At 40.8% G+C, this 15934-nt stretch carries 16 protein-coding genes and 1 tRNA gene; 14 read left to right on the top strand and 3 right to left on the bottom strand.

The window, feature by feature from the left end:
• Positions 1 to 228: 228 nt before the first annotated feature.
• Positions 229 to 302: transfer RNA gene (locus K348_RS0112740), tRNA-Asn, on the bottom strand.
• A gap of 80 nt (positions 303 to 382) precedes the next feature.
• On the opposite strand from K348_RS0112740, the gene K348_RS0112735 reads away from it, so the two are divergent.
• Genes K348_RS0112735 through K348_RS0112720 form a run of 4 tightly spaced genes read left to right on the top strand, consistent with a single transcriptional unit; the run spans position 383 to position 4116 of the window.
• On the top strand, positions 383 to 1372 hold the full coding sequence (locus K348_RS0112735; RefSeq protein WP_029905324.1) for an adenosine kinase: 990 nt from the start codon (positions 383 to 385) through the stop codon (positions 1370 to 1372).
• Positions 1362 to 2120, top strand: a complete 759-nt coding sequence (locus K348_RS0112730; RefSeq protein ID WP_029905323.1) for an SDR family NAD(P)-dependent oxidoreductase — start codon at positions 1362 to 1364, stop codon at positions 2118 to 2120. Before K348_RS0112735 ends, K348_RS0112730 begins: the two co-directional genes overlap by 11 nt.
• A gap of 54 nt (positions 2121 to 2174) precedes the next feature.
• Positions 2175 to 3530, top strand: a complete 1356-nt coding sequence (gene lpdA, locus K348_RS0112725) for a dihydrolipoyl dehydrogenase (protein WP_029905322.1) — start codon at positions 2175 to 2177, stop codon at positions 3528 to 3530.
• Positions 3531 to 3579: 49 nt separating this feature from the next.
• Entirely contained in the window at positions 3580 to 4116 is a 537-nt protein-coding gene (locus K348_RS0112720; protein WP_029905321.1) for a DUF4251 domain-containing protein, read from the top strand.
• A gap of 553 nt (positions 4117 to 4669) precedes the next feature.
• Here K348_RS0112720 and K348_RS18500 read toward each other — a convergent pair.
• Together K348_RS18500 and K348_RS0112705 are read right to left on the bottom strand one after the other, a co-directional pair.
• Positions 4670 to 5638 carry a helix-turn-helix domain-containing protein gene (locus K348_RS18500; RefSeq protein WP_036930536.1) on the bottom strand — a complete coding sequence of 323 codons (969 nt, stop codon included), beginning with the start codon at positions 5636 to 5638 and terminating at the stop codon, positions 4670 to 4672.
• A 191-nt stretch (positions 5639 to 5829) separates the two neighbouring features.
• Positions 5830 to 6699 carry an NAD kinase gene (locus K348_RS0112705; protein ID WP_029905319.1) on the bottom strand — a complete coding sequence of 290 codons (870 nt, stop codon included), beginning with the start codon at positions 6697 to 6699 and terminating at the stop codon, positions 5830 to 5832.
• A 205-nt stretch (positions 6700 to 6904) separates the two neighbouring features.
• Between K348_RS0112705 and K348_RS0112700 the strand changes: the two genes are divergently transcribed.
• The 10 genes from K348_RS0112700 (at position 6905) to K348_RS0112655 (ending at position 15858) form a co-directional block, all read left to right on the top strand.
• Positions 6905 to 7642 carry a pyridoxine 5'-phosphate synthase gene (locus K348_RS0112700; RefSeq protein ID WP_029905318.1) on the top strand — a complete coding sequence of 246 codons (738 nt, stop codon included), beginning with the start codon at positions 6905 to 6907 and terminating at the stop codon, positions 7640 to 7642.
• 22 nt (positions 7643 to 7664) lie between these two features.
• A complete protein-coding gene (locus K348_RS0112695; RefSeq protein ID WP_231496788.1) occupies positions 7665 to 8507 on the top strand; it encodes an energy transducer TonB in 843 nt (280 codons plus the stop codon).
• A gap of 6 nt (positions 8508 to 8513) precedes the next feature.
• The gene (locus tag K348_RS0112690) at positions 8514 to 9056 is read left to right on the top strand and encodes a DJ-1 family glyoxalase III (protein WP_029905316.1); all 543 of its coding nucleotides are present in this window, start codon (positions 8514 to 8516) and stop codon (positions 9054 to 9056) included.
• Positions 9057 to 9133: 77 nt separating this feature from the next.
• Complete coding sequence (locus K348_RS0112685) at positions 9134 to 9820, top strand: DedA family protein (RefSeq protein ID WP_029905315.1); 687 nt, start codon at positions 9134 to 9136, stop codon at positions 9818 to 9820.
• A gap of 114 nt (positions 9821 to 9934) precedes the next feature.
• Positions 9935 to 11233, top strand: coding sequence for an NAD(P)/FAD-dependent oxidoreductase (locus tag K348_RS0112680; protein ID WP_029905314.1), 1299 nt, complete (start codon positions 9935 to 9937; stop codon positions 11231 to 11233).
• Positions 11233 to 11766, top strand: coding sequence for an N-acetyltransferase (locus tag K348_RS0112675; RefSeq protein ID WP_029905313.1), 534 nt, complete (start codon positions 11233 to 11235; stop codon positions 11764 to 11766). Before K348_RS0112680 ends, K348_RS0112675 begins: the two co-directional genes overlap by 1 nt.
• Before the next feature lie 29 nt (positions 11767 to 11795).
• The gene (locus K348_RS0112670; protein ID WP_029905312.1) at positions 11796 to 12632 is read left to right on the top strand and encodes an ATPase; all 837 of its coding nucleotides are present in this window, start codon (positions 11796 to 11798) and stop codon (positions 12630 to 12632) included.
• Positions 12633 to 12657: 25 nt separating this feature from the next.
• Positions 12658 to 13476: an N-acetylmuramic acid 6-phosphate etherase gene (murQ, locus tag K348_RS0112665; RefSeq protein ID WP_029905311.1), complete on the top strand. Its 819-nt coding sequence runs from the start codon at positions 12658 to 12660 to the stop codon at positions 13474 to 13476.
• A 19-nt stretch (positions 13477 to 13495) separates the two neighbouring features.
• Positions 13496 to 14701, top strand: coding sequence for a C40 family peptidase (locus K348_RS0112660; protein ID WP_029905310.1), 1206 nt, complete (start codon positions 13496 to 13498; stop codon positions 14699 to 14701).
• Between the two features lie 11 nt (positions 14702 to 14712).
• Positions 14713 to 15858 carry a dipeptide epimerase gene (locus K348_RS0112655; protein WP_029905309.1) on the top strand — a complete coding sequence of 382 codons (1146 nt, stop codon included), beginning with the start codon at positions 14713 to 14715 and terminating at the stop codon, positions 15856 to 15858.
• Positions 15859 to 15934: the final 76 nt, after the last annotated feature.

Raw genomic sequence — 15934 nt, 5'->3', positions numbered from 1 at the left:
ATTTTTATATAAACTGCATCAATCTGGCTTTATTAATCATAGTATAGATAATTATTTTTATTGTCTCCCGGGTTTTGTCTTGCAGGAAATGCAAATATAACAAGTTTTAAGAAATGTACACACTTTAAAATATATTATTTATATACAGACAACATGTAATGCTATACTCTATTTTCCATTAATAAATAAAAAGCAGTTATCGTGATTGATAACTGCTTTATTTTCTTGCTCTTCCTCTTGGACTTGAACCAAGGACCCTCTGATTAACAGTCAGATGCTCTAACCGACTGAGCTAAGGAAGAGTGTTTTCCTTTAAAAGTGACGCAAAAATAGGCCTTATTTCTGAATTATGCAATATCTTTACGCAAAAAATTTAATAAGAATGACAAAAGTACTTGGTATGGGCAACGCCCTTATAGACGTGTTAGCCGTTATAGAAAACGATAATATACTGGAACTCCTCGGATTACCGAAAGGCAGTATGCAGCTTATCGATGAAAGTAAATTGAAAATAATTTCGAAAGAAATCGATAAACTAGACAAAAGCATTGTTTCGGGTGGTTCGGCTTCCAACACAATTATAGGCTTAGCGCATTTAGGTATACAAACCGGATTTATCGGACGCATCGGTACCGATTTCTACGGCACATATTACAAGGACGACCTGCGTAAAAATAATGTAGAATCTCATTTAACCGAAGTAAACGAAGCATCCGGCGTAGCATCTACCTTTATATCTACAGACGGAGAACGCACTTTCGGTACTTATCTCGGCGCAGCTGCTTTGCTACAGGCCGGCGAGTTAAAGAAAGAAGATTTCACGGGCTATGATTATTTCTACATCGAAGGGTATCTGGTGCAAAGCCATGAACTGATAAAGAAAGCAATAATACTGGCCAAAGAAGCGGGTGCCACAATTATGTTGGATATGGCCAGCTACAACGTGGTAGAAGAAAATCGCGATTTCCTATTGGAAATCATCCCCGAATACGTCGATATTATTTTCGCGAATGAAGAAGAATCCAAAGCTTTGCTCGGCTCAGAACCTGAGAAGGCCATTTCGGAATTAGCCGGAATGGTGAATATCGCTATTGTAAAGACAGGTGAGAAAGGCTCATGGATACAGCAAGGCGAAGAAAAAGTTTTTGTTCCCGCCCATAAAGTCAATTGTGTCGATACAACGGGTGCCGGCGACCTCTATGCTGCCGGCTTCATTTACGGACTAATAAATGACTGCACTTTAGAGACATGCGGAAAAATAGGAACGTTGCTTGCTGCAAATGTAATCGAAGGAATAGGTGCTAAAATCTATGAAAATAAGTGGAGTGAACTCAACAATGAGATAAGCAATATGATTGCAAATGGAAAATAAACTGAATGATAAAGTAATCTTCATCACCGGAGGAGCAAATGGAATAGGAAAAAGCATCGTCACTGCATTTTGTAAAGAGAATGCCGATGTTTTTTTCTGTGATATCAATGATGAGGAAGGCAAACAGCTTTGTAATGATTTAAAAGATTATAAATGTACTTTCATCAAGACTGATGTATCGGATAAAGACCAATTGGAGAATGCGATAACTTCGGTATTAAATCAAAAAGCAGATATTGACATCCTGATAAATAATGCCGGGGTGAGTTGGTTCGGCTCTATACTAGATATTTCTGTTGAGAAGTTTGAGAAAGTATTAGACACAAATCTGCGTCCGGTATTTATTACAGCTAAAATACTCGCATCGCACAAGGCCAAAAGCAAAATAGGCAAAAAATATGGCCGCATTATCAATATGGCTTCTACCCGCTATCTGATGAGCGAGCCCGACTCAGAAGCATATGCCGCTTCAAAAGGAGGAATAGTTTCTCTTACACATGCACTGGCTAACTCTCTGAGCAAGTATAATATTACGGTCAACTGTATCAGTCCGGGCTGGATCGATACCGGGCATTATGGAGAGCTCCGCCCCGTAGATCACCAGCAACATCCGTCAAACAGAGTCGGTGTACCCGAAGATATAGCACGGATGTGTATTTTCCTTTGCCAACCGGAAAACAATTTCATCAACGGACAGAATATTGTCATAGACGGAGGGATGACCAAGAAAATGATTTACGAAGAATAAAACACTATCTTTACTAAAATATACCTTAATTATTAAACCATAAATACCACAAAAATGACATTATATGATATAGCGATTATCGGCGGGGGGCCTGCCGGTTATACTGCGGCAGAAAGAGCTGCGGCAAACGGGATGAAAACAATCCTTTTCGAGAAAAACGCGTTAGGTGGCGTATGCCTTAATGAGGGTTGCATCCCAACAAAAACACTACTATATTCCGCCAAAACCCTCGACAGTGCAAAGAGTGCTGCAAAATACGGAATCACTGTAGAAGGACAACCGTCTTACGATCTTAACAAGATTATAGCACGTAAGCAAAAGACGGTGCGTAAACTCGTGGCAGGGATTAAACAAAGGCTAGCAGCACATGAAGTGGAAATAGTCAATCAGGAAGCTCACCTTGAGGGTGAAGATGAAAACCAGAATATCATTATAGCGTCGGATACCGAAACTTATAAAACTAAATATGTTTTACTCTGTACGGGCTCAGAAACAATCATACCACCTATAAAAGGCCTCGACGAAAGCGGCTACTGGACATCGAAAGAAGCACTCGACAACAAAGAAGTTCCTCAATCGCTTGCGATCATCGGCGGGGGCGTTATAGGCATCGAGTTTGCATCATTCTTCAATAGTCTGGGTGTAAAAGTAAGCGTTATCGAAATGCTTCCGGAAATACTCGGAAATATGGATAAGGAACTTTCTGCCATGCTGCGTGCCGAATACACTAAAAGGGGAATAGACTTCCACATCGATACCAAAGTTACGGAAATAAAAGACGGACACGTAATAGTAGAAAAAGACGGACAACCATCCACTGTCGAGGCAGCACAAATACTACTGAGCACAGGCAGACGTCCGGTAACATCCACGCTGAATCTGGAAAAGCTGAATATAGAAATGTTCCGCAATGGAGTGAAAGTCGATGAGTTTATGCGCACCTCGCATCCGTTTGTATATGCCTGCGGCGATATCACAGGGCATTCGTTGCTGGCCCACACAGCTGTACGCGAAGGAGAAGTAGCCATAAACCACATTGCCGGAAAAGCGGACAATATGAGTTACAAAGCCATTCCGGGAGTAGTATATACCAATCCCGAGATAGCAGGAGTAGGACAAACAGAAGAAGAACTGTCAGCTAAAGGAATCAGCCATAAAGTACTGAAACTGCCTATGGCCTATTCGGGACGTTTTGTAGCCGAAAATGAACTTGGAAACGGCATGTGCAAACTGATTATAGCAGAAGATGATAAAATAATCGGTTGCCATATGCTGGGTAATCCGGCTTCGGAATTAATAGTTATCGCCGGAATTGCCATTGAGAAAGGATTCACTGTAGATGAGTTCCGTAAGATTGTATTCCCTCATCCTACTGTCGGCGAAATTATACATGAAACATTATTCGCCTGATTTCTAAACCTTTTACTATCCCACTTTGTTTTATCCTCAAAACAAGGTTATGAAAAAAATTATATTCACATTCATCACGGCAATGTTGATATCTGCCGGATGTAAAACGCAACAAGACCCGGCGAAAGCCGCAGCGGAACAAGCCGAACAAAAACTGTGGGCAGACAAAGCAGTTCAGGCATTGAACGACAGGGAATTTGTACTTGAAGCAGACCGTATCGATTTCAAATACGGACGTTTTGTATATGTAAATGCAAGTACGAATTTTATCTCCATGCATGATAATAAAGCTACTATTCAAATGGCCTTCAATTCACCGTATGCAGGTCCTAACGGAATAGGCGGTATCACTGTCGACGGCACTGTATCGGGCGTGAAAATGGAAACCGATAAAAAAGGGAATATTACCTTCGAAATGATGGTACAGGGCGTAGGGGTATCCGCGAATGTTATACTCCAGATGACAGCAGGAACAAACCAGTGCCGTGCTACCGTCAGTCCTAATTTCAACAGTAACAGGATAAATTTCACAGGGAATTTATACCCCGAAGAGGAATCAAATGTGTATAAAGGCAGGGCGTTGTAATATAAATAAACTAGGGGCTGCGCTATAATCCGTGCAGCCCTCTACTTTTATTCTAACTAATAAATCTTTTTGCCGTCATATCTCTTAAAAAATGTTTCATAAATTATGGTCTTCGTGGCTTTTATATTTAATAATTTCTAATTAAATTTGATGTATAAACCTAAGAACTATGGAACAAAGAAAAGGAAACAACCTATTGGTACTCTTTTTATGCACCTTTGGATTAGGATATATTTTTAATTTTAAAGGCTCGGCATTTTATATGTTTTTGGTATTGTTTGTTATTTTGCTTATGGCTAATTTTGTGGTGATGTTCAAAGAAAAAAGGAAAGGCAATAAAAAAATATCAGAATAATAATACCTATATATTTATTGTAATTTCTGCAAAGATTTATCGGAATTACCTGCTCAATATTAAAAAAATTTGAGCGTGTATCATATTGTCTATTCACACTTTTTTATATAGAAACATCAATCGCTTAAGCGTAAGAATCTCCGATTATTATATTATTTAAATTCTTACCAATTTTCGGATTTTTGTTTTGGTCACAACTTACAGCATAGTATCTATATAAGACCTTTGCTCCTGAAAAAATTCACGTCTTTGCAATTCGCCCGAAACAGATATCTGTGTAGAAAAACGCAGAAGCGATTTTATCCATGTCTTCTGGCTTTTATTCACTCTTTGATTTTGCGACGAAAGATAATCGAGGCAAAATATTCCGATAGAAGATACATTAAAATTCTCACTTTCGAGAAAAGTATAGCTGCAATCGAACGATATATGCGACAAATAGATACCCATCTCTTTACCGTTGAGAGATAAGCCTTTTGCCGCACATAGTTCGATGTCTTTTATTAGCTTATACATTTCTTCTTTTATTTTTACTATATCCGATTGGTTTATCATTCCCAGATACTGGAAATATTTTACAATACCTATATAATCCTTAAACATTTTTTGGTCCAGTATCATCAAACTCTTAAAATCATGTACACTGGCTGTAGAAGCTTTCTGCGCAACAAATATCTCTTTCGGGAAATTTACTTCCGAAAAGGTCTTCATTTTATATCCGCTACTTGTTTCGGAAAACAATTGAGAATAGAGAATGTATACATACACTTTTGACAAATACTCATAATTGTACATAAACTCCTGAGGAATGGTATTATGAGCCCTGTACAGAAATACAGAAGGATCGTCTTTTATATATTCCACACTGTTGATTATGCGGTACAGCATCTTGCAATAATTATCCACAGGATTTTCAGACACAAATGTATCAAAGTGGAAAGCATAGGTATCGTCTTCCCTTATTCCCATTAATAAATCCAACGATATACCATTCTTTCGGCAAATAGTGGTTGCCTCATCTAAAGTAAATGGAATCTCTCCTCTCAATCGACGATATACGGCCTCCTTACCCAAAGGTAACAGATTCATCAAAAAAGAGGCAGTAGTTTCTTTTTCGGGTGTTTTTTCTTTCAGGATCTTTATAAGTTCCTCGTTAATAGACTGCATCTGGGTAGCTTGTTAATGTATTATATAGTAGTATATCAGACATGCTAAGGTACGACTATTTTTATTACAAAAATGACATTTAGCTATTCTTAACCAATGTTTTAAACGTCAATTTTAACACATTGGAAAGTAAAAAAACTGCATGTAATTACACAAGCAGTTTCGCATAAAATATATGTATCGATTTATTCCTAGCTTTGGCGTGGATCAATCCCCCACATCAGTTTGTTTCGCAACGTATTATAAAAAGAATTTCCCTTACGCTTAATGACATTAAGTGTAAAATCCGCTTTCTTTATTGTCAGTTCCGTACCCGTATTGAAAATATTGGAACGGCCGTCCAGTGAAATAAGGAAGTTTTCATTGCGGCTCTCCACTTTCAGTGTAATTATACAATCGTCAGTAACCACTAATGGGCGATTACTCAGGCTATGAGGCGCAACTGCTGAGATCACAAAATTGGAAGCAGTAGGGGTCATTACAGGCCCGCCCACACTGAGCGAATAGGCAGTTGAGCCTGTAGGTGTAGCAATTATCAGTCCGTCAGCTTCGTATGAGTTCAGGTATTCATCATTTATGTATGCATGTACCGTAATCATGGAAGCCGTATCCTGTTTCAGTATAGCTATTTCATTCAGTGCATAATTGAATCCGTGATAATCGCGGTGTTCGGTAGATAGTTGCAATTGGCTCCGGTGTTCTATACGGTAGTTTCCCGAAAAAATATCCTTAAAGGTATCTTCGAGGTCTTTTTCTCCTACATCTGCCAGAAAACCAAGGCGACCCGCATTAATTCCAAGTATAGGGATATTCTTTTTGCCGATTGCCGAAGCCGTGCGAAGAAATGTACCGTCACCTCCTATGCTGACCACTATATCTACATCGAAGTCATCATTCGTTATAATGCCGGCAACGTCGTATTGCATTTTCAGTGTATCTTTCAGATAATTGTAGAACTTTTCCTGAAGATATATTTCCGTATTATTCTCCTGCAGTATCCTGAATAAATTCTTTACCTGTTCCGTCTTCTGATGCTTACTTCCGAATATAGCAATCTTCATATTCTCATGTTTTTAATGAAATATCCGTTTTATCCAAAATAATCGTCAGCCGGGCTGTTAATAAATTGGAACTGATACCCTCTATTTCATCAATTCGTATTACCTTTGCGTGTCACATTACTATGCAAAGTTGCTAAAAAGTTTTAACTTAATAATGATAGTTTTTAGTATTTGATATAAAGAGAGATCATTTTAATTGTTATCTATGACAAAACTTAGTGTAAATATTAATAAGATAGCGACTTTACGCAACGCGCGCGGAGGCAATGTTCCGGATGTACTCAAGGTTGCCCTCGATTGTGAAAAATTCGGCGCACAAGGTATTACTGTGCATCCCCGCCCAGATGAAAGGCATATACGCTTTAAGGATGTATATGACCTGAAATCACGGATAAGCACCGAGTTGAATATAGAAGGATACCCTTCACACAAGTTTATAGACCTCATAACGACTATACGTCCGACGCAAGTAACGCTTGTTCCGGATGCACCCGATGCCATAACATCGAACGCAGGCTGGGACACTATTGAAAATCAGCAGTTACTTTCCGATCTTATCGATGAATTCCACGAAGTAGGTGTCCGCACTTCGATTTTCACAGGAACAGACCCGAAAATAATTGAATATGCAGCAAAAACGGGTACTGACCGTATAGAATTATATACCGAGCCGTATGCAGTAGGTTATACAAAAAATAGGGATGAAGCTGTCGCTCCCTTTGTAGAAGCAGCGCGATTAGCTAAGAAATTAGGACTCGGAGTAAATGCAGGACACGACCTGAGCCTTGAAAATCTGCATTTCCTATACAAAAATATTCCATGGCTGGATGAAGTATCGATAGGTCATGCACTGATCAGCGACGCATTGTATCTTGGACTGGAAAAGACAATAAAAGCATATAAAAACTATTTAAAAGAAACACCCGAACCATTACAACAATAATATGGAGGCGCAAAAAGACAGAATGATCAGTATAATAGGAACGGCAGGCTTTCACCTGTTGATTATTCTGTTCCTGTTATTTTACTATTTGAAGCCCGCACCGGCAATGCTTCGCTCCGAAGAACTCGGGGGCGTACCTGTTATGTTCGGAAATGTACCAAATGCCGGAGGAGACGATGAACCGTTCGGCAGGGGCAACGGGAATCAGAGCGCCACAGAAGCTACATCGCCAAATGTAGTGGAGGATCCTATCCCCATGGTGAAAAATACGACAAAAGAAGTGAAGCCGACCGTAACCAATACAGAAAAAACTGCCGTTACTCAGGACTTCGAAGAAACAGTCGCTATAAAAGAAGCTAAACGAAAAGCCGAAGAAAAGAAACAGCAGGAAGCTGCCGAGCAAAGAAAAAAAGCCGAAGCTGAACGTGTAGCCCAACAGGAAGCTGCTAAAAAAGGCCAGATAAATAAAGATGTGGCCGGATTGTTCGGAAACGGTACGGGCAGCGGAAGTCGTGGCGAAGGTGAAGGACAGGGCACACAAGGTGTACCTACCGGAAATGCCAGTTATGGCAAGACATCCGGTGTAGGCGGCTGGGGTTCGTTCGATCTGGGCGGTCGTAGCCTTGGTAGCGGGGGACTGGTAAAGCCAAACTATTCCGTAGATGATTACGGAACAGTAGTGGTAGATATCCTAGTGAATGCCAAAGGCGATGTAGTAGAAGCCACAATCGGAAAAGGTACGAATACACCCAACGCCAATCTGCGCAACGAAGCTGTCAGAGCGGCAAAAAGGACTAAGTTCAACGTCGTATCTTCCGTAATAAATCAAAAAGGAACAATCACATATAAGTTTAATCTAAATTAAATTGGTATGAAGACTATATTCGTATTTCTAACAACCGGTTTCGAAGAAATCGAAGCGCTGGGGACTATAGATATCCTGCGTCGTGCCGAACTGAATGTAAAATCGGTGTCGTTGACCGACAGCAAGCAGGTGATGTCAAGTCATCAGGTACTGGTTACAGCCGACCTGATGTTCGATCAGGTAGATTTCTCTATTGCCGGAATGCTGGTTTTACCGGGAGGTACTACTAATTTCAACAACCATGAAAATATGAAGAAAGAACTTCTGGCCTTTGCAAACAAGGGCGAGAAAGTTGCTGCTATATGCGCTTCGCCAATGGTATTAGGCGGTTTAGGACTGCTCGAAGGTAAAAATGCGACCTGCTACCCGGGTTTCGAACAATATCTGAAAGGAGCAAACCTGCAAACCGACAAGGCTGTAGTTGTAGACGGAAATATAACAACAGGACGGGGCCCCGGACTTACAATCGATTTTGCCCTTTGCCTCGTTGAACAACTGGCAGGGAAAGAAAAGCGTGACGCTGTAGCCGCCGGACTTTTAGTAAAGTAAAACATAATGGGAATGATGAGCTAAGCTCATCATTTCTAATATATCATCATAATAAACAATAACACGTAACTTAAAAAATGGAATTTTTACACGAAGTCTGGAACTTCTTTCTCAATCTCTTAAGAGATACGGGCGGCACGTTGGATATGCTGGTTACTGAATACGGTACATGGGTTTATGCCATATTATTCCTGATTATTTTTTGCGAAACAGGACTGGTTGTCACTCCGTTTCTTCCCGGCGATTCGCTCTTGTTTTTAGCGGGAGCTATAGCTGTAAGACCTGACAATCCGCTCCATATATATATACTTGTAGGAATACTTATCGTTGCTGCTATTATCGGCGATGCCACTAATTATACCATAGGACGGTTTTTCGGGCAAAAGCTTTTCAGTAACCCAAAGTCCAAGATATTTAAGCAAGAATATCTGGAAAAGACAAATAAGTTTTACGAGAAGCATGGAGGCAAAACAATTATACTTGCCCGCTTCGTTCCGATAGTCCGTACATTCGCTCCTTTTGTGGCCGGTATGGGTAGGATGAGTTATAAACATTTCTTCTCTTTTAACGTTATAGGAGGTATAGCATGGGTTGCTATTTTCTGTGCTTTAGGAGCCATAATAGGTAGTAATGCATGGGTAGAAAAGAATCTGGACAAAGTTGTAATTATCATTGTGATAGTCTCCATACTACCGGGCGTTTACGAGGTAGCAAAAGCAAAATGGGAATCGAAAAAAGCTGCTAAGAATAAAGCAGAAAGCTGAAATATAGAGATATTTTAGATATCTTATATCTAATAACCACTGACACTTGTAGGAATAAATACGTCCGGAGTGAAGGTGGTTTTTTATTTTACAGAAATCATAAACTACGTAAGTATGAATAATATAGTAAACATACCCGATGCGGGGAAAAAGAAAAGGCTGGTTATTATCGGAGGAGGTTTTGCCGGACTCGAACTGGCGAAAAAGGCAGATAAAAAGAAATATCAGGTAGTACTGATAGATAAGAATAATTACTATCAGTTCCAGCCTTTATTCTATCAGGTAGCAACAGGCGGACTCGAGCCGAGTTCTATCTCTTATCCGCACCGTAAGAATTTCCAGAAAAACAAAAATGTCCATTTCCGCATGTGCGAAGCGCAGTATGTAGATCCGGACAAAAAGTTTATAAGTACCAATATAGGCGATATTCCTTATAACTATTTAGTAATATCGACTGGATGCAATACGAATTACTTCGGCAATGAAAGTCTGAAAGACAGCACCTTCTCTTTGAAATCGATTTCCGAATCATTATTGGTAAGGAACAGAATACTGCTGAGCTTCGAAGAAGCATTAAATACTGATGATGAAGACGAATTGAGAGAAATACTGTCCTTCGTCATCGTGGGAGGAGGTGCCACAGGAGTAGAGCTTTCCGGAGCGCTTGCCGATATGAGAAAAGCCATATTTCCAAAAGATTATCCGGAAATAGACTTTTCGAAAATGGAAATCCATTTGGTCGACGCATCTCCGCGATTACTATTCGGCATGTCGGAAAAGTCATCTGAAAATGCTGCAGAAACACTAAAGAAACGAGGCGTTATTATTCATCAGGATATATCGGTTAAGTCTTACGATAAGCCTTATGCCACACTCAGCGACGGCAGCACTTTGCGGTCACGAAATGTTTTCTGGGTTGCCGGAGTGAAACCGAACAGTCTGAAAGGACTTGCCGATACTTCATATAATCGTGGACGGCTTGTCATCAACGAGTACAATCAGGTGGATGGCTACAATAATATATTTGCTATTGGCGATACAGCTCTACTCATTTCGGATAAAAGTCCCAAAGGACATCCGCAGGTGGCACAGGTAGCCTTGCAAATGGCAAAAAGACTGGCTAAGAACCTGAATAAATCCGAAAGCAATTCAGATTGGGATAAATTTGTATATTCCGACAGGGGTTCACTTGCTACTATCGGCCGTAATGCTGCCGTTGCCGATCTCGGAAAATTCCATTTTGGCGGCTGGTTTGCGTGGTGGCTGTGGCTAGGGGTGCATATTCTTTCCATTGTAGGGATGAGAAATAAGGTATCGGTTTTCATCGACTGGGTATGGAGTTATCTGAATTATGATGTATCTTTACGTTTGTTTATCAGACCTAAGTTCAACAAGATGTATAAAGAAGAGTAATGCCGGAAAATGCATTCCACAGGATAACCGATACAGAAGACAGGTGGTATAAGCCTTTTTGGGATATTTATACCGTTTCTTTTCCTGTATATGAACAACGGGACGAATCGCAGCAGCTTACCGCATTCAATGACGAACGTTATTATCTGCTGGCGAATATAGAAAATGATACATTGCAATTCTTCGTTGCCTGTTGGGATTTTACGGATTATGTTTATATCGAGCATTTGGCTGTCAATCCGGACTTAAGAGGGAAAAATATAGGCAGCATCATGCTCGATACCTTTGCCAAGACCGTGCAGAAAACAGTATTGCTAGAGATAGACCCTATAACAGATTCCATATCGGAAAAAAGGTTCCGGTTCTATGAAAAACTAGGCTATAAACTCAATCCTTACAAGCATGCTCATCCTGCTTATAAAGAAGGCTACAAACCTCATGAATTACTGGTTCTTAGTCTCAACAAAACATTAACAAAAGAAGAGTATAAGCAGTTTGAAAACGACCTTAAGCATATTGTAATGAAGTTCTGATATTTCCCGAACGGACTAAAATATAACATATGATTTTACTTGCAGACGGAGGTTCCACTAAAGTCGACTGGTGCCTGATAGATAACGGGCAAACGGTAAAGCAGTTTTATACTAAAGGTGCAAACCCCTTTTTCCGCACACGCGAAGAAATCAGTGAAGAATTAAAAGTCGAACTGCTCCCGCATATTTCAGACTATGATATCGATGCTGTTTATTTCTACGGTGCCGGCTGCGCTTTCCCGGAAAAGAACGAGATAATAAAAGCCGCCATTTCAGACAATTTACATATTGCTAAAATTGAAATAGGAAGCGACCTGCTTGCTGCTGCAAGAGGTTTATGCGGGCACACTAAAGGTATAGCCTGCATTATCGGTACAGGATCTAATTCCTGCTTTTATGACGGGGAAAATATACAATCAAATGTTTCTCCTTTAGGCTATGTATTAGGCGACGAGGGCAGCGGCGCTGTACTAGGGCGGCTCTTTATTGGTGCCTGCCTAAAAAATCAGTTGACTGAAGGCATAAAAGAGAAGTTCTTAACTCATTATAATCTGACTCCGGCCCTGATTCTGGAAAATGTTTACCGTCAGCCGATGCCAAACAGGTTTTTAGCGGGTTTCTCTCCTTTTATCCTGGAAAATATAAATGATAATTCAGTATACGAACTGGTATACAATGCATTCCGTGATTTCTATATCAGGAATGTTATGCAATATGATTATACGAATTATGAAATACATTTCACGGGTTCGGTTGCATACCACTACCGGAAAGTTTTACGTAAGGTGGGAGAAGACTTGAATCTTAATATAGGAAAAATAGTGCAATCACCAATGGAAGGGCTGATAAAATACCACAGTCTATAAATACTTAATTTAATCCATACCAAAAATGTCTTTTATAAAAATAACCGAGCAGCCTTCATTATACGACGATCTGGAAAACAAATCGGTGGATGAACTGCTCACCGATATAAACAGGGAAGACCAGAAGGTCGCACTGGCCGTAGAAAAAGCTATTCCGCAAATAGAAAAACTAGTCAGCCAAATTATTCCGCGCATGCAGCAAGGCGGACGGATTTTCTATATGGGAGCGGGCACGAGCGGCAGATTGGGCGTACTTGATGCATCCGAGATACCTCCTACTTTCGGGATGCCGAACACGCTTGTTATCGGACTTATAGCGGGAGGTGACAAGGCGCTGAGAAACCCGGTGGAAAAAGCCGAGGATGATATGGAAGCCGGATGGAAAGAATTACAGGCATATGATATAAATGAAAAAGATACGGTAATCGGTATTGCCGCATCGGGAACAACACCTTATGTAATCGGTGCTCTGCGTGAAGCTCGAAAGCATGGTATACTTACTGCATCTATCTCAAGCAACCCCGATTCTCCTTTGTCGCAGGAAGCGGATATTGCTATAGAGATTATTGTCGGGCCGGAGTTTGTAACGGGCAGTTCGCGTATGAAATCGGGCACGGGGCAGAAAATGGTTCTGAATATGATTACTACTTCGACAATGATTAAGCTAGGGCGGGTAAAAGGAAACCGCATGGTGAATATGCAATTGTCGAACGCTAAACTTGTCGACAGGGGCACACGCATGATAATGGACGAACTAGGATTAGATTATGAGCAGGCACAACGGTTGTTATTATTACATGGCTCGGTAAAAAAAGCGGTGGATGCATATAAAGCAGACCGGTAATAATTTAAAAATATATTCTATGAAAATAAACATACTAATAATACTTTATATAATTGCTTTCATCTTCTTCTTTTCATGTCAATTCAAAGAAGATAAGACAGCTTATCCCGAACTGAATGCTATTGCCGATAGTGTGCGCATCAAATATGTGCCTGACAGACGAGATAATGTGTATGAAATTAAAGTCACCGAGAAGGACGGAAAGCCTCTTGTAAAAGGAGTGACTTCCGTAGCAGAAGCTAAAAACGAACTCTTGGAAGAAATACGGAAGCAGAATACGGCAGCTATAGACAGCATAATAATCTTACCGGATGAAAAGGTAGGAAATAAAACATATGGAGTAGTAAATGTATCCGTAGCGGACGTACGCATGGGCACAAGCTATTCTGCCGAGATGGGTACGCAGTTATTATTAGGCGCACCCGTGCAGGTATTGCAGCATGACGGTTGGGTACGGATAAAATCAGCCGAAGGTTATGTAGCATGGATACCGGAGAACTCTTTTGTAAGGATGACAAAAGAAAAGTTTAACAAATGGACGGTTTCCCCTAAAATTATATTTACGGACGACTTTGGCTTTAGCTATGAAAATCCGAACGAAAAAGGTCAGCGGGTTTCCGACCTTGTTTTCGGCAATATGCTGAAACTGGAGAGTGACAACGGCAGATTTTATAAGGCATCTTACCCCGACGGACGTATTGCATTTATACTTAAAAGCCAGAGCCGTGTATATAAGGACTGGCAAGCTTCACTCAATATGACGGAAGAAAGTATAGTCCGTGCGGCTTTCTCGCTAAAAGGTATTCCTTATATCTGGGGCGGTACATCTGTAAAAGGAATGGATTGCAGCGGTTTCACCAAAATTGTGATGCTTATGCACGGTATTATCCTGATGCGCGATGCTTCACAACAGGTAAAAACCGGTATCCCTATGGATATATCGGACGGATATAGTAACCTGCGACCGGGTGACCTGATGTTTTTCGGGAAAAAAGCAGAAAACGGAAAGAAAGAACGGATAAGGCATGTCGCCTTCTATATAGGAAACAATGAGTTTATCCATGCTTCGGGATACATCCGTGTGGGAAGTCTGGACTCTGCCAAAGTAAATTATGATGAACTAAACACCCGCGAATTTGTGAAAGCCAGCCGTATTATCGGGGCAACCGATACGAATGGTATCTGGAGTATCGACAACAATCCGCTTTATCAACAACAACCGTAAACAGAAATACAATGAAATCGAGACGCGACTTTTTAAAGAAAACTGCCTTAGTATCGCTGACAGCAGGCATGGGTATCGGTTCACATCAGCAGTTATTTGCCCAAAAAGGAAAAGAGAAATTAACAATAGCAAAGGGAAAAATGAAGTTGAGTTTCCGTCCTTACGACCTGCAACTGAGGCATGTGTTTACAATAGCGAACTCATCGCGCACCATGACTCCTGTTGTACTGACGGAAATAGAATACGACGGTATCACCGGATATGGCGAAGCTTCTCTCCCGCCCTATCTGGGAGAAACGCAGGTATCTGTAATGGAATTTTTGAAGAAAGTTGACCTCAGCCAGTTTCCGAGCCCTTTCGAACTGGATGATATACTGACCTATATCGATAAAATAGCCGAAAATAATACCGCTGCAAAAGCTTCGGTAGATATTGCCCTGCATGACCTTGTAGGTAAAATAATGGGGCAGCCATGGTATAAAATATGGGGATTGGATAAATCCAAGACTCCGTCTACTACTTTCACAATCGGGATAGACACAATGGATATCGTAAAGGAAAAGACAAGAGAAGCCGCGCCGCTGTACAATATACTGAAAGTAAAGCTGGGCCGCGACAATGATAAGGAAATGATAGAGACTATCCGTTCGGTAACGGATAAGCCGATAGCTATAGATGCCAACCAGGGATGGAAAGACAAACATTATGCACTGGATATGATATACTGGCTAAAAGAAAGAGGCATAGTGATGATAGAACAACCCGTCCCTAAGCACAATCTGGATGATGCGGCATGGATTACAGAACGCAGCCCGCTACCGGTCTTTGCCGACGAGTCATTTCAGCGCCTAACCGATGTATTGAGGCTGAAAGGTGCATTTACAGGAGTGAACATCAAACTGATGAAATGTACGGGTATGCGCGAAGCATGGAAGATACTGACTGTTGCCCGTGCCGCCAATATGCAGGTGATGGTCGGCTGCATGACCGAAACATCCTGTGCCATATCGGCTGCCACCCAATTATCGCCAGCTGTAGATTGGGCCGACCTCGACGGCAATCTGCTGATCAGTAATGACATTTACAGAGGAACTACCGTAAAAGATGGAAAACTGATTCTTAATGACCTACCGGGAATAGGCATAGAAAAGATATAGGAAATCAAAGCCCGGATAATATTTATCCGGGCTTTTTTTACCGCATGTTTGGTATAGATGATACCTAAACCTAATG

Source organism: Prevotella sp. 10(H), from assembly GCF_000711235.1.
Taxonomy (GTDB): Bacteria; Bacteroidota; Bacteroidia; order Bacteroidales; family Dysgonomonadaceae; genus Dysgonomonas.
This window is presented reverse-complemented; position numbering and strand designations above follow the sequence as displayed.